At 70.7% G+C, this 17,990-nt stretch carries 19 protein-coding genes; 9 read left to right on the top strand and 10 right to left on the bottom strand.

All coding sequences use genetic code 11. The features are described from left to right. The first annotated feature begins 5 nt into the window (after positions 1-5). A complete protein-coding gene (locus ACZ5WG_RS02950) occupies positions 6-1,223 on the top strand; it encodes an acetate kinase (RefSeq protein ID WP_468720137.1) in 1,218 nt (405 codons plus the stop codon). A gap of 61 nt (positions 1,224-1,284) precedes the next feature. Continuing rightward, positions 1,285-2,715, top strand: coding sequence for a pyruvate kinase (gene pyk / locus ACZ5WG_RS02945; RefSeq protein WP_399243699.1), 1,431 nt, complete (start codon positions 1,285-1,287; stop codon positions 2,713-2,715). Positions 2,716-2,844: 129 nt separating this feature from the next. Here pyk and ACZ5WG_RS02940 read toward each other — a convergent pair whose 3' ends face one another. From ACZ5WG_RS02940 to ACZ5WG_RS02925, 4 genes are all read right to left on the bottom strand, one after another. After that, on the bottom strand, positions 2,845-4,122 hold the full coding sequence (locus ACZ5WG_RS02940) for a hypothetical protein (protein WP_468720136.1): 1,278 nt from the start codon (positions 4,120-4,122) through the stop codon (positions 2,845-2,847). After that, the gene (locus ACZ5WG_RS02935; protein WP_468720135.1) at positions 4,112-4,693 is read right to left on the bottom strand and encodes a DUF6114 domain-containing protein; all 582 of its coding nucleotides are present in this window, start codon (positions 4,691-4,693) and stop codon (positions 4,112-4,114) included. The genes ACZ5WG_RS02940 and ACZ5WG_RS02935 overlap by 11 nt, the downstream gene beginning before the upstream one ends. A gap of 115 nt (positions 4,694-4,808) precedes the next feature. Next, a complete protein-coding gene (locus ACZ5WG_RS02930) occupies positions 4,809-5,447 on the bottom strand; it encodes a DUF6230 family protein (protein WP_266784413.1) in 639 nt (212 codons plus the stop codon). A 608-nt stretch (positions 5,448-6,055) separates the two neighbouring features. Beyond that, positions 6,056-7,060, bottom strand: a complete 1,005-nt coding sequence (locus tag ACZ5WG_RS02925; RefSeq protein ID WP_468720133.1) for a tetratricopeptide repeat protein — start codon at positions 7,058-7,060, stop codon at positions 6,056-6,058. Between the two features lie 260 nt (positions 7,061-7,320). On the opposite strand from ACZ5WG_RS02925, the gene ACZ5WG_RS02920 reads away from it, so the two are divergent. Next, positions 7,321-7,947, top strand: coding sequence for a TetR/AcrR family transcriptional regulator (locus ACZ5WG_RS02920; RefSeq protein ID WP_468720131.1), 627 nt, complete (start codon positions 7,321-7,323; stop codon positions 7,945-7,947). A gap of 91 nt (positions 7,948-8,038) precedes the next feature. Here the strand turns inward: ACZ5WG_RS02920 and ACZ5WG_RS02915 are convergent, their stop codons facing one another. The 4 genes from ACZ5WG_RS02915 to ACZ5WG_RS02900 form a co-directional block, all read right to left on the bottom strand. After that, on the bottom strand, positions 8,039-9,739 hold the full coding sequence (locus ACZ5WG_RS02915) for an acyl-CoA mutase large subunit family protein (protein ID WP_468720129.1): 1,701 nt from the start codon (positions 9,737-9,739) through the stop codon (positions 8,039-8,041). An 87-nt stretch (positions 9,740-9,826) separates the two neighbouring features. After that, complete coding sequence (locus tag ACZ5WG_RS02910; protein WP_468720128.1) at positions 9,827-10,156, bottom strand: DUF3817 domain-containing protein; 330 nt, start codon at positions 10,154-10,156, stop codon at positions 9,827-9,829. A gap of 60 nt (positions 10,157-10,216) precedes the next feature. Beyond that, positions 10,217-10,726 (bottom strand): MarR family winged helix-turn-helix transcriptional regulator, encoded by a 510-nt coding sequence (locus tag ACZ5WG_RS02905; protein ID WP_468720127.1) that lies wholly within the window; start codon positions 10,724-10,726, stop codon positions 10,217-10,219. Between the two features lie 21 nt (positions 10,727-10,747). Then, positions 10,748-12,001: an MFS transporter gene (locus ACZ5WG_RS02900; protein WP_468720125.1), complete on the bottom strand. Its 1,254-nt coding sequence runs from the start codon at positions 11,999-12,001 to the stop codon at positions 10,748-10,750. Positions 12,002-12,251: 250 nt separating this feature from the next. On the opposite strand from ACZ5WG_RS02900, the gene ACZ5WG_RS02895 reads away from it, so the two are divergent. Together ACZ5WG_RS02895 and ACZ5WG_RS02890 are read left to right on the top strand one after the other, a co-directional pair. Then, complete coding sequence (locus ACZ5WG_RS02895; RefSeq protein WP_468720123.1) at positions 12,252-13,247, top strand: ArsR/SmtB family transcription factor; 996 nt, start codon at positions 12,252-12,254, stop codon at positions 13,245-13,247. Positions 13,248-13,370: 123 nt separating this feature from the next. After that, positions 13,371-14,408 carry a glycoside hydrolase family 6 protein gene (locus tag ACZ5WG_RS02890; RefSeq protein WP_468720121.1) on the top strand — a complete coding sequence of 346 codons (1,038 nt, stop codon included), beginning with the start codon at positions 13,371-13,373 and terminating at the stop codon, positions 14,406-14,408. 77 nt (positions 14,409-14,485) lie between these two features. Here ACZ5WG_RS02890 and ACZ5WG_RS02885 read toward each other — a convergent pair whose 3' ends face one another. After that, positions 14,486-14,776 carry an MTH1187 family thiamine-binding protein gene (locus tag ACZ5WG_RS02885; protein WP_468720119.1) on the bottom strand — a complete coding sequence of 97 codons (291 nt, stop codon included), beginning with the start codon at positions 14,774-14,776 and terminating at the stop codon, positions 14,486-14,488. After that, entirely contained in the window at positions 14,773-15,123 is a 351-nt protein-coding gene (locus ACZ5WG_RS02880) for a DUF3817 domain-containing protein (protein WP_468720117.1), read from the bottom strand. Before ACZ5WG_RS02880 ends, ACZ5WG_RS02885 begins: the two co-directional genes overlap by 4 nt. A 201-nt stretch (positions 15,124-15,324) precedes the next feature. Here ACZ5WG_RS02880 and ACZ5WG_RS02875 point away from each other — a divergent pair, with 201 nt between their 5' ends. The 4 genes from ACZ5WG_RS02875 to ACZ5WG_RS02860 all read left to right on the top strand — a co-directional run bounded on the left by ACZ5WG_RS02875 (position 15,325) and on the right by ACZ5WG_RS02860 (position 17,980). Beyond that, positions 15,325-15,963: an AIM24 family protein gene (locus ACZ5WG_RS02875; protein WP_266997079.1), complete on the top strand. Its 639-nt coding sequence runs from the start codon at positions 15,325-15,327 to the stop codon at positions 15,961-15,963. Further along, on the top strand, positions 15,963-16,613 hold the full coding sequence (locus ACZ5WG_RS02870; protein ID WP_030295230.1) for an AIM24 family protein: 651 nt from the start codon (positions 15,963-15,965) through the stop codon (positions 16,611-16,613). The genes ACZ5WG_RS02875 and ACZ5WG_RS02870 overlap by 1 nt, the downstream gene beginning before the upstream one ends. Positions 16,614-16,624: 11 nt before the next feature. Continuing rightward, the gene (locus tag ACZ5WG_RS02865) at positions 16,625-17,440 is read left to right on the top strand and encodes an AIM24 family protein (RefSeq protein ID WP_468720516.1); all 816 of its coding nucleotides are present in this window, start codon (positions 16,625-16,627) and stop codon (positions 17,438-17,440) included. 63 nt (positions 17,441-17,503) lie between these two features. Beyond that, on the top strand, positions 17,504-17,980 hold the full coding sequence (locus tag ACZ5WG_RS02860) for a MarR family winged helix-turn-helix transcriptional regulator (RefSeq protein WP_266633215.1): 477 nt from the start codon (positions 17,504-17,506) through the stop codon (positions 17,978-17,980). Positions 17,981-17,990: the final 10 nt, after the last annotated feature.

Raw genomic sequence — 17,990 nt, 5'->3', positions numbered from 1 at the left:
TCATCGTGACCACCGCATCGCGCGTACTCGTCCTCAACTCCGGCTCCTCGTCGGTGAAGTACCAGCTGCTCGACATGGCGGACTCCGCCCGCCTCGCCGTCGGCCTGGTGGAGCGGATCGGCGAAGAGACCTCGCGGCTCGTGCACGAGCCGCTCACCGGTCCGGGCGCCGAGGGCGGCAAGCGCGAGCGGCTGGGCGCGATCGCCGACCACGAGGCCGCGCTCCGGGCCGTCGCGGCGGAGCTCGCGGCCGACGGGCTGGGCCTGGACTCCCCCGGGCTGGCCGCCGTCGGGCACCGGGTGGTGCACGGCGGGACCCGGTTCACGCAGCCGACGGTGATCGACGACGAGGTGCTGGCGGAGATCCGGAGCCTGATCCCGCTGGCCCCGCTGCACAACCCCGCGAACGTGACCGGCATCGAGGTGGCCCGCGCGCTGCGTGCGGACCTCCCGCAGGTGGCGGTCTTCGACACGGCGTTCCACTCGACGATGCCGGAGTACGTGGCGCGGTACGCGATCGACGCCGCGACGGCGGACAAGTACGCCATCCGGCGGTACGGGTTCCACGGCACCTCCCACGCGTACGTCTCGCGGGCGACGGCGGGGCTGCTCGGCCGGCCGGTGGAGGAAGTGAACGTGATCGTGCTGCACCTGGGCAACGGGGCCTCGGCCTCGGCGGTCCGGGGCGGGGTGTGCGTGGAGACGTCCATGGGCCTGACCCCGCTGGAGGGTCTGGTCATGGGCACCCGTTCGGGCGACGTGGATCCGGCGGTCGTCTTCCACCTGGCGCGGGTGGGCGGCTTCTCGGTGGATGAGATCGATTCGCTCCTGAACAAGAAGAGCGGTCTGCTGGGCCTGTGCGGCGACAACGACATGCGCGAGGTGCTGCGGCGGGCGGGCGAGGGCGACGAGTCGGCGCGGCTCGCCTTCGCGGCGTACGTCCACCGCCTGAAGAAGTACATCGGCGCCTACTCGGCGGTGCTCGGCCGGGTGGACGCGGTGGCGTTCACGGCGGGGGTCGGCGAGAACGCGCACCAGGTCCGGGAAGCTGCCGTGGACGGCCTCGCGGAGCTGGGACTCGTCCTGGACCCGGAGGCCAATGCGGTGCGCTCCCCGGAGCCGCGGCTGGTGTCGCCGGAGTTCGCGCGGGTGGCGGTGGCCGTGGTCCCGACGGATGAGGAACTGGAGATCGCCACCCAGGCGTACGCGCTGGTTACTCACTAGTCACTTGGACTTTCCACCAGACGGAATATTCCGCTACGAAACAAACCGATAGGATCCAGTCATGCGCCGTTCCAAAATCGTCTGCACGCTGGGCCCCGCCGTCGACTCGTATGAGCAGCTGAAAGCGCTCATCGAGGCAGGTATGAACGTGGCCCGATTCAACTTCAGCCACGGATCCCAGGCAGAACACCAGGAGCGGTACGACCGCGTCCGGAAGGTCTCCGAGGACACCGGGCGTGCGGTCGGCGTCCTCGCCGACCTCCAGGGTCCGAAGATCCGTCTCGAGACCTTCGCCGAGGGCCCCGTCGAGCTGGTGCGCGGTGACGAGTTCACCATCACCACCGAGGACGTCCCGGGCGACAAGTCCATCTGCGGCACCACCTACAAGGGCCTGCCGGGCGACGTGGCCAAGGGCGACCAGATCCTGATCAACGACGGCAACGTCGAGCTGCGGGTGACCGAGGTCGAGGGCCCGCGGGTCAGGACCATCGTCATCGAGGGCGGTGTCATCTCGGACCACAAGGGCATCAACCTGCCGGGCGCCGCCGTGAACGTCCCCGCCCTGTCGGAGAAGGACGTCGACGACCTCCGCTTCGCCCTGCGGATGGGCTGCGACATGGTCGCCCTCTCCTTCGTCCGCGACGCCAACGACGTCAAGGACGTCCACAAGGTCATGGACGAGGAGGGCCGCCGGGTCCCCGTCATCGCCAAGGTCGAGAAGCCGCAGGCCGTCGAGAACATGGCGGCCGTGGTCGACGCCTTCGACGCGGTCATGGTGGCCCGTGGCGACCTGGCCGTCGAGTACCCGCTCGAGAAGGTCCCGATGGTCCAGAAGCGGCTCATCGAGATGTGCCGCCGCAACGCCAAGCCGGTGATCGTCGCGACCCAGATGATGGAGTCGATGATCACCAACTCCCGCCCGACGCGCGCGGAGGCGTCCGACGTCGCCAACGCGATCCTCGACGGCGCGGACGCGGTCATGCTGTCGGCCGAGTCCTCGGTCGGCGCGTACCCGATCGAGACCGTCAAGACGATGTCGAAGATCGTCACGGCGGCCGAGGAGGAGCTCCTCTCCAAGGGCCTCCAACCGCTGGTCCCGGGCAAGAAGCCCCGTACCCAGGGCGGCTCCGTCGCCCGCGCGGCCTGCGAGATCGCGGACTTCCTCGACGGCAAGGCGCTCATCGCCTTCACCCAGTCCGGTGACACGGCCCGCCGGCTGTCGCGCTACCGCGTGACCCAGCCGATCCTGGCCTTCACCACCGACGTCAACACCCGCAACCAGCTCACGCTGAGCTGGGGCGTCGATTCCTACATCGTCCCCCACGTGGACACCACCGACGCGATGGTCGACCTGGTGGACGGCGAGCTGCTGAAGCTGGGCCGCTACAACGAGGGCGACACGATGGTCATCACCGCGGGCTCGCCCCCCGGCGTCCCGGGCACGACCAACATGGTCCGCGTCCACCACCTGGGCGGCCAGTCCCAGGGCTGACACCGCACCGTGTGACTCTGCCGCACAGAGACCGAGGGCGGCACCCCGATCCTGACAAGGATCCGGGGTGCCGCCCTCGGTGTGTCCGATGCGGTGTGCGGGGCCGTACGGGACGGCCCCCGTACGGGACTACTCCGGCGGGCCGATGTAGTTCTTGAGGCCCGGGACGGTGAGCGTGCCGCCGAACTGGCCGGCCTGGACGACCTTGACGTTCGTGAAGAACGCGAACGGGACGTTCAGGGGCGGCGGGCTGTTCGGGGTGAACTCGATCGGGATCAGCCCGAACAGGTTCCCCTTGAGGCTCTCGGTGTACATCGTCACCGTGCCGCCGCGGATCTTGGAGGTGGAGCCGGAGCGCGACTTCAGATGGGCGACGTTCCCGCTCTTGCCGACCGTCTGGTAGAGGTCCTTGATGTCCAGCGAGTCCGCCGTGAACTTCAGGACCTTCTTCGTCTTGCCGCCGGCCGTCTTCACCTCGACGATGCCGTGGTAATCCAGGCCGTAGAGGGTCAGGAGCGAGCTGTCGAGGTACCAGGGCTCGTCCGGCAGGAGCGGGATGCCCGGCTCCAGCTCGGCGTCGGCCAGCGCCTTGGCGTCGTACGTCGGGCAGGGGAAGGGTTGCTTCCCGTCCGCGTCCTTCGTCTCCTCGGGCTTCGGCTTGTCCTCGTCCGCCGTCTTGCCCGTCTCGTCCTTCGGGGCCGTCGCGGTGTCCTTGACGTCCTGCGACAGCTCCTTGACGTCCACGCCGGCCTTCTTCGCCGCGTCGCGGATCGCGTCCGCGGCCGGGTCCGGGGCGGGCTTCGCCGGGGACGGCGCCGCCGTGGCGGTCTTGGACGGCGTGGGCGTCGGGGTCGCCGACGGCTTCGCGGTCTCGAGCGGCTTGGTGATCCCGTCGACGATGCCCTTGAGGGCGTCGCCGACGCCGAGCGGGTCCAGCGGGTTCGGGGTCTTGGACGCGGACGGCGCGGCGGCCGGGGCCGACGGGTCCGTCTGCTTCGACGCGGTGGTGGGACCGGCCGGCTTGCTGGCGGAAGGCTTCGGGGCCGACGGGGTGACGCCGGGCTTCGGGGCCTTGGACGCACCGGGCGAGGGCGTCGCGGTCGGCGACGAACTCGGCGAGGGCGACGTGGAGGGGCTCGGAGAGGCCGACTCCGCGGGCTCGTCGGACCGCGTCACGCACGGGCCTGGCGCGAAGGGGATCTCGTGGTCGTCGGCCAGGGCCAGCTTCGGCGCCACGCCCATCCCGACGAAGACCGCGGTCGGCATGGCCGCCAGCGCCATCGTCTTGCCGACGGGTATCTGGATCTTGTTCAGCAGCGACTTCCGGGGCGCGGCGTGCCGCGGACCCCTTCTTTCACGGGACTCTGCGCTCGGGGCCACGCCCCGCTGCGTCTCGTCACCCCGCACTGTTCCTCCCGCCATCGGCGTGGGCAGTCGTCTCGCTCGCGTATGCCGTTTCCGTCTCGCGGGGCACCGGGATGCCTGAAATGCCCGGGATGCCCTGGGGGTTGTCCGCCATGGCTGCCGGCTTGCCCGCGCCACCGTCCTGGACGGCGGTCTCTTCCACCGGGCCGCCGGGGACCCACGACAGTGCGAGGGCGCCGCCGACCATGGAGAAGATGAAGCCCAGGAAGAACCCGCCGAGGTTGGACACCGGCAGGGACACCAGGGCCAGCAGGATCGAGGCGACCCCGGCGAAGACGCGGATGCTCTGCTGGAACCAGAGGGCCAGACCCAGCGTCATCAGCAGGATGCCGATGATCAGCGAGCCGGATCCGGTCGTCGTCGCCATCGCGAGAGTGACGTTGCCCAATCGCATGTCCGCGTACGGGAAGTACACGATCGGGACACCACCGAGGAGCATGAACAGGCCTGCCCAGAAGGGACGGCGGCCGCGCCAGGCGTAGAAGTGGTAATACGCCACGGTGAGCCAAGCATCATCAGAGCGGCGAACGTAGACCGGGGCCTGGTGGTTCATGGACTACAGCTCCCTGGAAACGGTGGTACGGAGAACTAGGTGGAGCCCCCGGACGGGCGGGCGGAATCGGCTGCAGCCGGCACCGACCGCCCCTCCGGTCACGCTCCGGGACGGATTACTTCTCGTCCTGGTAGCACGGCTGGTCGCCGCCGAGCAGGCGCAGCTTGAGGTCGGGCAGCTTGAACGTACCCGCCGTCGTCGCCCACGCCTTCTGGCGCACGTTCGTCAGAATCGCCTTGTCGGCGCGCTGGGAGAACGCGTAGGGGCTCGCGACCGTACCGGCCTGCGGCTTGGTCTTGTGGCTCGCGTCGCCCACGGCGACACCGATGTCCAGGTTCTTGAACTCGGCGTCGGTGTCGAGCTCCGCAACATCCAGGTAGATGTTGTCGGCGACGGCCGGCTTGCCCTTGTGGCCCGTCCGCAGCTGCAGCGTGATGTTGCCCAGCGGGGTCGGGGTCACCAGCGACTGGCACATGTTGGTGATCTCGGCGTGGCTGAACCCGGAGATGGTGACCGGGTGGTGCGCAGCGTTGCCCTTGAGGTCGTGACCCTCGGCGATACCGCCGTACTGAATGAGGTTGTCACCGTCGAGCTTGTCGGCCGAGACCTTGAAGTCCTGGCCGGAGACGCTGAAGGACGCCGCGAGGGCACCCTGCGCCAGACCCACACCGACCGCGGCGGTTGCCGCGATGCTCGGCACCATGACGAGCGCGAAGCGCTTCCATCTGGTCCCGCCACGAACCTGAGAACTCATTATTCGTTCCTCCTTCTCGGACGTACATCTCCGGTCCGGGCCGTACCCGTCCTGGGATGGGAGAAGTGCTACGTCCTCGGGAAGGAGCGCAGGCGGCCGAGCCGCGACAGAGCCGCGTCCGGTACACCGGCGTTCACCCCCGAGCGACAACCACTGGGTCACGCGTTCGCGCAACCAGGAGGACAGGCTCCGCCGGTGCGGCGAAGACCCCCCTGTCCCACAGCCGGTGCCACTGCCACCGGCCGGCCCGGTGGGGACCCTCCACCGCGGCTCCGGATGAGCGGCTCTGCGGGAAGGACCGAGCGTCGCCGATCGTGGTCCATTCCAGGCCGGGGCACAAGGGGGTTCGTTACTGGCGGGTAACGGCAAGATAACCGGGGATCGACCCGGCGCCATCGGGTGACGACGCAGGGTGTCACCAAGGGCCACGACAGAGCGTCGGATTTATGAACACACCGGACAGATCACGGGGTTCCTCTTACTGCGAGTAACAGCGGCCGCAATTGCCAAGTTTTGGCAAAGTGCGGCCGCTGTTTATCTACGTGTCAACAAATCGCCGGTGGTCCGGCGACCTTCCGGACGCCTCCGGATGGGACACGGAGCGGGCTCTAGAACAGCACCCGGGCGAGCGCCGTACGCGCCGCCGCCACCCGGGGATCGTCCGCCCCGATGACCTCGAACAACTCCAGCAGCCGCACCCGCACCGCGTCGCGGTCGGCGCCGGCCGTCACCCGGACCGTGTCCACCAGGCGCCCGAAGGCGTCCTCCACATGGCCGCCGACCAGATCCAGGTCCGCGGCGGCGATCTGGGCCGCCGGGTCCTTCGGGGCCTCGGCCGCCGCGGCGCGCACCGCCTGCGGGTTCATGTCCTTGACCCGGGCGAGCAGCTCGGCCTGGGCCAGGCCCAGCTTGGCCTCGGTGTTGGCCGGGTCGTCCGCCAGTACGTTCTTGTACGCCTGCACCGCACCGCCCAGGTCACCGGCGTCCAGCGCGACGACCGCCGCCTCGAGCAGCGCGTCGTACGGGCCCTCCGGGGCCGCAGCCTCGGCGGCCGGGGTGCCCGCGGGGGCGCCCTCGGCGTTCGGGTCCACCTCGATGCCGATGATCCCGAAGCGCTCCTCGGCGACCTGGACCAGCTGCGCCAGGGTCGCGCGGATCTCCTGCTCGGGCGCCACGCCCTGGAACAGCGGCAGCACCTGGCCCGCGACCACGGCGAACACGGCCGGGATGCCCTGGATGCCGAACTGCTGCATCAGCATCTGGTTGGAGTCGACGTCGACCTTGGCGAGGAGGAGGCGGCCGTTCGCTTCGATCGTCAGGCGCTCCAGCAGCGGGCTGAGCTGCTTGCACGGCTCGCACCACTCGGCCCAGAAGTCCAGGACGACCGGGACCTCGGCGGAGAGCTGGAGGACGTCGCGTTCGAAGCCGGCCTCGTCGACGTCGATCACGAGCGCGGACGGCGGCACGGCACCCGCGGACGCGGGCGCGCCACCCTGGGCGGCCTGCCGGGCCGCTTCGGCACGGGCCTGCTCGGCCTTCGCCTTGGCCTCGCCGGCCGCCTTCACCGCGGCGAGGTCGACGACGCCGCTCATGGACATGTTTCTGGGCTGCATGCGTACATCCTCCCCCGTGTGTGCGCACCGACGAAAAAGATCGGCCGAAATACCTTCTTGCCCGCGTCCGACCGCTCGGTTGTGCGGTGGTCGTATGGTGTGGCGCCGGGTCCCCACCTGGCGCCGGTAGCTCTTCGCGTGGTCGTCGCTCTTACGCTACGAGCCGTAGCGTAACTCCTCGCGGCCGTTCGTGCCCCGTGATCTCAAGCACAGCATTTCGGGGGCCTGCGGTTCCGCTACCGACGGGTATGGTCTGCGCCATGCGCAACCCGAGCCCCCCGACCGGACGCACCGGCCGCCCCCGCAGCGCCGCTGCGGACGCGGCGATCCTCGCTGCGACGCGGGACGCGCTGGTCGAGCTGGGCTGGTCGAAGCTGACGATGGGCGACGTCTCGGCCCGGGCCGGGGTCGCCAAGACCACCCTCTACCGCCGTTGGGCGGGCAAGAACGAGCTGGTCGTGGACGCCGTCGCGGAGCTCTTCGACTCCCTCGAGCTCCCCGACCGGGGCTCCCTCGAAGCCGACATAGAGAACGTCGTCCTCCAGTTCGCGGCGCTGCTGCGGCGGCCTGAGGCCCGTACGGCCCTGATGGCCGTCGTCGCCGAGTCCACCCGGGACGAGGCCCTGCGCGACCGGATCCGGTCGGCGATCGTGGACCGGCAGAAACGTCTCGTCGTACTGGGCCGCGAACGCGCCCAGGCCCGCGGCGAACTCCCGTACGAGGAGGACGAGAGCCTCGCCGGCCGCACCACGGACCTGATCTTCGACGTGATCGCGGGCACGGTGGTCCACCGCGCGCTGGTCAGTTGCGAGCCGGTGGACCAGGTCTGGGTGTCCACCTTCACGGCCCTCCTGATGCACGGCCTGCAGGGCCCGGCCCGCGCCTGAGCCCCGGATGTGCCCGGGCGAACGGGAAGGCCGGTCACGGCAGCCCCCGCAGGGGCTGCCACGACCGGCCTTCCGGCGAACGGGGGCGGGCTCAGAAGCCCGGCGGCTCCGTGTACGTGCCCCACTCGTCGCGCAGCACGTTGCAGATCTCGCCGAGCGTGGCCTCGGCACGTACGGCCTCCAGCATCGCCGGGATCATGTTCGACCCGTCGCGGGCGGCGGCCAGCATGGCGTCCAGCGAGGTCTTCACCTTCGCGTCGTCACGCCGCTCCTTGCGCGTGGCCAGCTGCTGCACCTGCACGCGCTCCACCTCGTGGCTGACGCGCAGGATCTCCAGGTCCCCGGTGACCGACCCGTGGTGCACGTTGACGCCGACGACGCGCTTGTCGCCCTTCTCCAGGGACCGCTGGTACTGGAAGGCCGACTCGGCGATCTCCCCGGTGAACCAGCCGTCCTCGATGCCGCGCAGGATGCCCGAGGTGATCGGCCCGATCGGGTGCTGCCCGTCCGGGTGGGCGCGCAGGCCCCGCTCCTTGATCTGCTCGAAGATCTTCTCGGCGTCGGCCTCGATGCGGTCGGTGAGCTGCTCCACGTACCAGGAACCGCCCAGCGGGTCGGCCACGTTGGCCACCCCGGTCTCCTCCATCAGCACCTGCTGCGTGCGCAGGGCGATCTCGGCCGCCTGCTCGCTCGGCAGCGCGAGGGTCTCGTCGAGGGCGTTGGTGTGCAGGGAGTTGGTGCCGCCGAGGACGGCCGCGAGGGCCTCGACGGCGGTGCGCACGACGTTGTTGTACGGCTGCTGCGCGGTCAGCGAGACACCGGCCGTCTGGGTGTGGAAGCGCAGCCACATCGACTTCTCGCTCTGCGCCCCGTACACCTCCTTCATCCAGCGCGCCCAGATCCGGCGGGCGGCGCGGAACTTGGCGATCTCCTCGAAGAAGTCGAGGTGTGCGTCGAAGAAGAAGGAGAGGCCGGAGGCGAAGTGGTCCACGTCCAGGCCCCGGGAGAGGCCCAGTTCCACGTAGCCGAAGCCGTCGGCCAGGGTGTACGCGAGCTCCTGCGCGGCCGTGGCCCCGGCTTCGCGGATGTGGTAGCCGGAGACGGACAGCGGCTTGTACGCCGGGATGCCCTTCGCGCAGTACTCCATGAGGTCGCCGATGAGGCGCAGGTGCGGCTCGGGTTCGAAGAGCCACTCCTTCTGGGCGATGTACTCCTTGAAGATGTCCGTCTGGAGGGTGCCGTTGAGCAGGGCGGGGTCCACGCCCTGCCGTTCGGCGGCGACCAGGTACATGCAGAAGGCGGGCACGGCCGGGCCCGAGATCGTCATCGAGGTGGTCACGTCGCCGAGCGGGATGTCCTTGAACAGGACCTCCATGTCGGCGGCGGAGTCTATGGCGACCCCGCAGTGGCCGACCTCGCCGAGCGAGCGGGGGTCGTCGGAGTCGCGCCCCATGAGGGTCGGCATGTCGAAGGCCACGGAGAGCCCGCCGCCACCGGCGGCCAGGATCATCTTGTAGCGCTCGTTGGTCTGCTCGGCGTTGCCGAACCCGGCGAACTGGCGGATGGTCCAGGTCCGGCCGCGGTATCCGGTGGCGTGCAGGCCGCGGGTGTAGGGGTACTCCCCCGGCCAGCCGATGCGCTCGAATCCCTCGTACGCGTCACCGGGCCGGGGCCCGTAGACGGGATCGACGTCATCCCCGGAGAGCGTGGTGAAATCGGCCTCGCGTTTGCGGGCCTTGTCGTAACGGGCCTGCCAGCGGCGGCGGCCCTCCTCGATGGCGTCAGCGTCCATACCCACGAATTTACTAGGACGTCCTAGTAAATGTCGATGGGAAACCCCGGGGAGTCTCCCCGGGGTACCCGATGGACGAGCGGCGCCCTAGGCGTCGGCGGTGGCCACGGCATCCACGACCAGCGGCTCGACCTCGGCGCGGACCTTGCGCTCGACGAAGAAGGCGGCCAGCGGGATCGTGCCGGAGACGAGCACCCAGAGCAGCTTCGGGAACGGCCACCTGGCCTTGGAGCCCAGGTCGAAGGCGAACACCAGATAGATCATGAACAGCACACCGTGCACCTGGGAGACCGCCAGGGTCAGGTCGGCGCCGGTGTCGAAGCCGTACTTGAAAACCATGCAGGTGCAGAGGATCAACAGCATGACCGCGGTCAGATAGGCCATGACGCGGTAGCGGGTCAGCACGCTTCGTTTCATGGATACGAGCGTAACGATCCGTTTTGCGCGATCTTGACGGGGGCCCGGTGACGGCGGCTGCTACTGCTCGTCGAAGTCCGCGGCGGCGATCCGCAGCGGGCGCAGGAGCGCGAAGATCTCCTGACACTCCTCGGCGTCGTACGCGCGCAGCCCGAAGTCGACCGCCATCAGGTCCTTCGTCGCCGCCTCGACGACCTCGCGGCCCTTGTCCGTGATGGAGGCGAGCGTGCCGCGGCCGTCGTTCGGGTTCGGCCGCTTGGCCACCAGCCCGGACCGCACCAGCCGGTCCACCGTGTTCGTCACCGACGTCGGGTGGACCATCAGCCGCTCGCCGATCTTCGACATCGGCAGCTCGCCGGCCTTGGAGAAGGTGAGCAGGACCAGCGCCTCGTAGCGCGCGAAGGTCAGCCCGTACGGCTTGACCACAGCGTCGACCTCGCCGAGCAGGATCTGGTGCGCGCGCATGATCGAGGTGATGGCGGCCATCGAGGGCACCGGCCCCCAGCGGCGCTGCCACAGTTCGTCGGCGCGGGCGATGGGGTCGAAGGGCAGGCTGAGCGGCTTGGACACGTACCCGACCCTACCGGGCGGTCATTTGGCCGTGGGCCCCGTCTCATTCTTCGGTCCGCCCTCCCGCCGGTTCGCGGACCGCAGTTCGGCGAGGAGGAGCAGGACCACCGCCGTGCCGAGCACCGCGGCGCCGGTGACGACCACGTGCACCGGCAGGAATTCGGCGGCCAGCCCGGCCAGGGCCATGCCGACGCCCTGGAGGGTCATCAGGCCGGTGCTCAGCAGGGTCATCGCCCGGCCGCGCAGCTCGTCCGGGACGGCGTCGACGTACCACTGGTCGAGGCCGAGGGTGTACGCGTGCGCCAGACCGGCGAGCAGCAGAGCGGCGAGTACGGTCACCACCCCGGGCCGGGCGGCGTACACGAGCAGCGGCAGCATGCCGGCGGCCGCGAGCGGGGCCACGAGCCGGGAGCGGGTACGGGGGCCGAGCGCCGAGCCGGCCCACAGTTCACCCGCGATGGTGCCGACGGGCAGGGCGCACATCATCACTCCCAGCGCCGCGGTACCGGCGCCGATGCCGTCGGCGTACGGGACGAGCAGCGCCTCGGGGGCGATGACGAAGACGGGCGGCAGCCAGAACAGCAGGGTGAGCGCCCGCAGCCGACGGTCCCCGAGGACGGCGCGCAGCCCGGCGAGCGGGGAAGTGCGGTCGGCGCCGGCGCGGGCCGGCCGGGCCCGGGTGCCGAAGCGCAGCAGCAGGGCCGAGCACAGGAACCCGGCGGCGGTCAGTGCGATGGCCGCGCGCGGGGCGAGGACGGTGAGCAGCAGCCCGCCGAGGCCGAAGCCGATGAGCTGGGCGCTCTGGGCCACCATGCGCATCAGCGAGCGGCCGAGGACGAAGGCGTCGCCGGGGCCGAGGATGTCGGCGAGGGAGGCGTTGCGCGTGCCCTGGAACAGCGGTGCGACGAAGGCCATGGCGCAGCGCAGGACGAGGAGCCCCGCGACGGGGGTGCCGGGCAGGACCATGGCCGCCGCGCAGACCGCGCAGACGAGGTCGCACCCGACGAGGACCCGGCGGGCGGGCCTGCGGTCGGCGATCCCGGCCAGGAGCGTGCCGCCGAGGGCGTACGGGAGGAAGCCGAGGGCGAAGGTGAGCGCGCTCATCAAGGGCGAGCCGGTGGTGCGGAAGACGAGGACGGTGAGGGCGATCTCGGCGACGACGATGCCGAGGACGGACATCAGGTGCGCGGCGAAGACGGGCCGGAACTCCCCTGCCCGGAAGACGGAGCGGTAGCCGGTGGCGGGCGGTGAGGTGGCCGGGTTGACGGTTGCCATGCGGTGACCCTGCGGGGTTACGGTGGCGTCACCACAGTGATTCGCTCCGGAGCGAATCAAATCCAGCCTCCGGCACAAACCAGCCCCGCCGGCGTTTGAGGCGCGGGGGTGCGGGGGCAGCGCCCCCGCAACGGCGCCGCCACCCGGACGGGGGTCCGGGGCCCTGCCCCGGGATACGGAGAAAGGGCGGGGCGGGGCGGGGAGAAGGCTCCGCGCAGCGGAACCCGCAGACCACCCCGGAGGGGCAGACATGGCGTTCCATTTCCGGTTCGGGCCCGGTGACCTGCTGCACTGCCGGTTCTCGATCTCGCCCCGCTGGGAGACGCAGGAGGCGGTCCGGACCCTGATGACGCCCGCCCGGCAGGCGTACCACCTGCCCTGGCTGCGGCAGATCAGGTCGGCCGCCGACGGGCTGGACCTGCGGCCGCTGTGGCTGCTGATGCCGCGCACCGGCCACAACCCCGACTTCCTGAGCCCGCCGCCGGTCGGCCCCTCCGTCACCTTCGAGGAGGAGCTGGCCCGGGTACGGTCCTCGGCCGCCGATCCGGAGGCGCTGCGCGAGGACCTGCGGCGCGCCCTCGTCTGCACCCCGGGAGCCGCCGAGAGCGACCTCGGGCGGCGGATGCTCGCGGATCCGGCCCGGGCGGTACAGGAGTTGGCCGGTCTGTACGAGCAGGCGTGGGCCGCGCTGATCGCCCCGCACTGGCCGCGGCTGCGGGAGTTGCTGGAGGCGGACATCCTGTTCCACTCCCGGCGGCTGGCGGCGGGCGGGCTGGAGGCCCTGTTCGACGGCCTCCACCCGGACCTCCGGTGGTCGGACGGCACGCTCACCATCGACCGCCCGGCCCACCACGACCGCTCCCTGGACGGGCAGGGCCTGCTCCTCATGCCGAGCGCGTTCGTGTGGCCGGAGGTGGTCGGGGGCTACGACCCGCCCTGGCAGCCGACGCTGGTCTACCCGGCGCGCGGTATCGGCGCCCTGTGGGCGGCTTCGCCGGGCCCGACCCCGCAGGCGCTGGCACGGCTGCTGGGCCGGGGCCGGGCGGACGTGCTGTGCGCGCTGGACGAGCCGGCCTCCACGACGGCGCTGGCCCGCCGGCTCGGCCTGGCACCGGCCACGGTCTCGGCCCACCTGAAGGCCCTGCACGGGGCGGGCCTGCTGATCTCGGCCCGCCACGGCCACCGGATCCTCTACGAGCGCACCCCGCTCGCCATCGCCCTGACCACGGGCGCCCCGCCGGCGTAGCCGGGTTCCGGTGCCTCCGGGCGGCGGCACCCGCGGTGTCGCGGAGCAGGGCTCACTGACCGTCATGTCACGATATGCCGGTCCTTGATTCCGCGAACCGACCCTTCGTCCCGAGGAACCCGGATGCCAGGCCGACACCGCCCACGCCCCAGACCCCTCACCGCCGCACTCGGCCTCGCGCTGCTGCTCACCGCGGCCCCCGCCTGCGGCGCTCCGGAATCCGCCCGGGAGTCCGCCCCTTCGCACGCCCCCGCGGAGGCACCGGCCCGGGCCGCGCCCGCCGCATCCCCGTTCTGGGTGGACCCGCAGAGCGACGCCGCCCGGCAGGTCGCCGCCTGGGAGGCCCAGGGCCGCAACAGCGACGCCCAGGTCCTGCGCCGGATCTCGGAACGGCCCATGGCCCTGTGGGGGCCGGGCGGCGACCCCGGTCCCGAGATCCGCCGGGCCGCGAAGGGCGCCAAGTCGGCGGGCCGGGTCCTGCTGCTCACCGCGTACAACATCCCGTACCGCGACTGCGGTCAGCACTCGGCCGGCGGGGCGGGGAACGCCGCCGCCTACCGCAACTGGATCGGCGCCTTCGCCGACGGCATCGGCGACGCCAGGGCCGTGGTCGTCCTGGAACCGGACGCCGTCCCGCACGTCGTGGACGGCTGCACCCGGGCCGACCACCACGACGAACGCCTCCGGCTGCTCGCCGAGGCCGTCAGCCGGCTGAAGAAGAACCGGAACACCAAGGTCTACCTGGACGCCGGCAATCCGGCCTGGATCCCGGACCCGATGAAACTGGTCGGGCCCCTCTACAAGGCCGGGCTCGACCGGGCCGACGGCTTCTCGCTCAACGTCTCCAACTTCCAGCCCGACGCGGCCGGCCGGGAGTACGGCGCCCGCATCTCCCGGGCCGCCCACGGCAAGCACTTCGTCATCGACACCAGCCGCAACGGCGCGGGCCCGCTCCCGGGCGAGGGCCACGAGGCCTGGTGCAATCCGCCGGGCCGCGCCCTCGGCGTCCCGCCGACCGACCGGACGGGCGACCCGCTCGTCGACGCGTACCTCTGGATCAAGCGGCCCGGCGAATCCGACGGACCCTGCCGCGGCGGCCCGGGGGCGGGCAAGTGGTGGGCGGACTACGCACTCGGCCTGGCCAGCCGCAGCAAGGAGTAGGGAGTAAGGGAGCGGGGAGCAGCCGCCCCCGGACAGGGCCGTACGAGTGGTCCGGGGGCCGGACGGGGTGGGCCGGGTCAGGCCAGGTGGCGTTCCACCGTCTCCACCTTGGACGTCATCCCGTCCACCACCCCGGGACGGATGTCGGCCTTCAGGACGAGCGACACCCGCGGCGCCCGCTCCTCCACGGCCGCCACCGCGCGCTTGACCACGTCCATCACCTGGTCCCATTCACCCTCGACCGAGGTGAACATCGCGTCCGTGCGGTTCGGCAGACCCGACTCCCGTACGACGCGCACCGCGTCGGCCACGTACTCGCCGACCTCTTCGCCGACCCCCAGCGGGGTCACCGAGAACGCGACGATCATGCGGTGTTCGCCGCCTCGCGGCGGGCGCGGGCCGCCAGCACGCTGTCGGCCTCCTCGCGCTTGAGCAGCTTGTCGCCGTACAGGCCGCCGAAGGGCACCAGCGCGAGCACGAAGAACAGGGCGGCCTTCTTGGCCGGCCACTTCGCCTTGTTCCAGACATCGGCCAGGAAGACCAGGTAGATGAGGAACAGGATCCCGTGCAGGCCACCGAGCGGCATCATCAGGTAGTCGATGTCGGAGATCCGGCTCAGCAGCGAGCCGAAGATCAGCAGGGCCGGGAACGACAGCGCCTCCGGTACGGAGACGAGGCGCAGCCGGTGCAGGGCGGAAGCGGTCTTGATGTCCACGGTGAGCCTTCGGGGTGGTGGCCGGGGGTCCGTCCCAGTGTCTCAGCCGCTTTGCGGGATCTTGACCGGGGGTCCGCAGGGGTCCGGCGGGGCCGCGGCGGGAGTGCCACAGGTGCGCCGCGGGTGTGCGAGATGCCGCAGTCGCCGGATATAGGCCACGGGGCCCTGTTCGCCTTCGCCCGCTGCCGATAACGTCATCCCGTGGCTCAGTTCCGACTCCAAGGCAGCAAGGTGCTCGCCGTCGACCTGACCGGGGATGCCGTGAAAGCGAAAAACGGCTCCATGGTTGCGTACGACGGCCAGATGGCCTTCAAGAAGATGACCGGCGGCGGCGAAGGCCTCCGGGGCATGGTGACCCGTCGACTGACGGGTGAGCAGATGACCGTGATGGAAGTGCAGGGACACGGCACCTGCTTCTTCGCCGACCGCGCGAGCGAGATCAACCTGGTGAACCTGCGCGGTGAGAAGCTCTACGTCGAGTCCAGCAACCTGCTGTGCACCGACGCGGGCCTGCGCACCGGCACGACCTTCACCGGGCTGCGCGGCGCGACGACGGGCAACGGCCTGTTCACGACGACCGTCGAGGGCTCCGGCCAGGCGGCGATCATGTCCGACGGCCCGGCGGTCGTGCTGCGCGTCAGCGGCCAGTACCCGCTCTCCGTCGACCCGGGGGCGTACATCGCGCACACCGGCAACCTCCAGCAGTCCTTCCAGTCCGGGGTGAACTTCCGCACCCTGATCGGCGAGGGCTCCGGCGAGTCCTTCCAGATCCGCTTCGAGGGCGAGGGCCTGGTGTACGTGCAGCCCAGCGAGCGCAACACCATCGGGGGCGACATCTGATGCCGTTCCGCGAGATCAACTCGAAGATGGTCGAGGCCCAGGTGATCCCGGGGCAGAGGATGTACAGCCAGCGCGGCGCGATGCTCGCGTACCGCGGCGAGGTCTCCTTCACCCCGAGCCTGACCGGCGGTCAGGGCGGGGTGATGGGCATGATCGGGCGCCGGGTGGCGAACGAGCAGACCCCGCTGATGACGGTCGAGGGCAGCGGCACCGTGATGTTCGGCCACGGGGGCCACCACATCCAGGTGATCGGCCTGACCGGCGAGACCCTGTACGTCGAGGCCGACCGGCTGCTCGCCTTCGACGGCACCCTGCAGCAGGGCACGATGTTCATGGGCTCGCAGGGCGGTGTCATGGGCATGGTCCGCGGTCAGGTGACCGGCCAGGGCCTGTTCACCACCACCCTCAAGGGGCACGGCTCGGTCGCCGTGATGGCGCACGGCGGGGTCATCGAGCTCCCCATCACCCCGAACCGGCCGGTCCACGTCGACCCGCAGGCGTACGTGGCCCACCACGGGGACGTCAGGAACAAGCTCTCCACCGCGCTCGGCTGGCGCGACATGGTGGGGCGCGGCTCGGGCGAGGCGTTCCAGCTGGAGCTGTCGGGCCAGGGAGCCGTGTACGTGCAGGCCTCGGAGGAGAAGCTGTGAACTTTGGTCCCGTGACCGGCGGCCCGGGAGGCCCGACGGTCTTCGACCCGCACACCCTGCCCTCCGACGACAACGTGAACGCGTACACCTTCTGCGTGGAGCTCAAGGGGAGCCAGTGGTTCCTGCAGAAGGGCAAGATGATCGCCTACTACGGGCGCATGGAGTTCAACGGCGTCGGCAACGGCCGCTTCGACCGGCTGCTGCGCACCAGCTTCCACTCGCCGATGCACGCCAGTGACTGGGTCGTGGCCGAGGGCCAGGGCAAGATGCTGCTGGCCGACCGTGCCTTCGACGTGAACTCGTACGACCTGGACAATGGGAACCTGACGATCCGGTCGGGCAACCTGCTGGCCTACCAGCCCTCGCTCGCCCTGAAGCAGTCGATCGTGCCGGGGTTCCTGACCCTGATCGGAACGGGGAAGTTCGTGGCGGCGTCCAACGGGCCGGTGGTGTTCATGGAGCCGCCGCTGCGCGTGGACCCGCAGGCGCTGGTGGGCTGGGCGGACTGCCCGTCCCCCTGCCACCACTACGACCACGGCTACATGTCGGGCGTCATCGGCGGGCTGCGCTCGCTGACGGGCATCGGCGGCAGCTCCGGCGAGGAGCACCAGTTCGAGTTCGTCGGGGCCGGGACGGTGCTGCTGCAGTCGTCGGAGATGCTGATGGCGGAGCAGGCCGTCGGAGCGGTCGGCGCCGGCGCGGAATCGGCGGGCGTGCCCGGGGCCGGGTACGGCGGCGGCCACGGCCAGCAGGGCCCGCTGGGGCAGCTGGGCGTACCGCGGATGCCGGGACAGCTGGGTGACATCCAGCGGCGCCTCGGACTGTGATCTTCAGCTTTCCATTTTTTGTACGTAATTCAACTTCTTAGGTAGAGTTCATTCATGGAGACCATGGAGACCGAGACGGCCACGCGCTGGCTGACCGACGCCGAGCAGTGCACCTGGCGCACCCATCTGGACGTCAGCAGACTGCTGATGCACCAGCTGGAAAAGGATCTCCAGCCCTTCGGACTCACCAACAACGACTACGAGATCCTCGTGAACCTCTCGGAGTCCGAGGACCACCGGATGCGGATGAGCGATCTCGCCACGTCGACGCTGCAGTCCAAGAGCCGGCTGTCCCACCAGATCACCCGCATGGAGACGGCCGGCCTGGTCGTCCGCGTGAACTGCGAGTCCGACCGCCGGGGGCTGTACGCCGTGCTGACGGACGAGGGCATGGAGCTCATGCGGAAGGTCGCCCCGCACCACGTGGCATCCGTCCGCCGGCACTTCATCGACCTGCTGCCGCCGGAGGCCCTGGCGGCGCTGCGCGCCTCGCTGGAGCCGGTCGCGAGCCACCTGCGCGACCAGCGCGGCAAGGCCTGACACCGGCCGG

It is taken from the genome of Streptomyces sp. NPDC032745, from assembly GCF_055579465.1.
The sequence above is the reverse complement of the archived record's forward strand: the minus strand, read 5'-3'. Positions and strand labels throughout refer to the sequence as shown.

Excerpts from the sequence above, each read along its gene's own strand:
- pyk (WP_399243699.1), top strand. The coding sequence starts at position 1,285 with ATGCGCCGTTCCAAAATCGTCTGCACGCTGGGCCCCGCCGTCGACTCG.
- ACZ5WG_RS02935 (WP_468720135.1), bottom strand. The coding sequence starts at position 4,693 with ATGAACCACCAGGCCCCGGTCTACGTTCGCCGCTCTGATGATGCTTGG.
- ACZ5WG_RS02930 (WP_266784413.1), bottom strand. The coding sequence starts at position 5,447 with ATGAGTTCTCAGGTTCGTGGCGGGACCAGATGGAAGCGCTTCGCGCTC.
- ACZ5WG_RS02925 (WP_468720133.1), bottom strand. The coding sequence starts at position 7,060 with ATGCAGCCCAGAAACATGTCCATGAGCGGCGTCGTCGACCTCGCCGCG.
- ACZ5WG_RS02920 (WP_468720131.1), top strand. The coding sequence starts at position 7,321 with ATGCGCAACCCGAGCCCCCCGACCGGACGCACCGGCCGCCCCCGCAGC.
- ACZ5WG_RS02915 (WP_468720129.1), bottom strand. The coding sequence starts at position 9,739 with ATGGACGCTGACGCCATCGAGGAGGGCCGCCGCCGCTGGCAGGCCCGT.
- ACZ5WG_RS02910 (WP_468720128.1), bottom strand. The coding sequence starts at position 10,156 with ATGAAACGAAGCGTGCTGACCCGCTACCGCGTCATGGCCTATCTGACC.
- ACZ5WG_RS02900 (WP_468720125.1), bottom strand. The coding sequence starts at position 12,001 with ATGGCAACCGTCAACCCGGCCACCTCACCGCCCGCCACCGGCTACCGC.
- ACZ5WG_RS02895 (WP_468720123.1), top strand. The coding sequence starts at position 12,252 with ATGGCGTTCCATTTCCGGTTCGGGCCCGGTGACCTGCTGCACTGCCGG.
- ACZ5WG_RS02890 (WP_468720121.1), top strand. The coding sequence starts at position 13,371 with ATGCCAGGCCGACACCGCCCACGCCCCAGACCCCTCACCGCCGCACTC.
- ACZ5WG_RS02885 (WP_468720119.1), bottom strand. The coding sequence starts at position 14,776 with ATGATCGTCGCGTTCTCGGTGACCCCGCTGGGGGTCGGCGAAGAGGTC.
- ACZ5WG_RS02870 (WP_030295230.1), top strand. The coding sequence starts at position 15,963 with ATGCCGTTCCGCGAGATCAACTCGAAGATGGTCGAGGCCCAGGTGATC.
- ACZ5WG_RS02860 (WP_266633215.1), top strand. The coding sequence starts at position 17,504 with ATGGAGACCGAGACGGCCACGCGCTGGCTGACCGACGCCGAGCAGTGC.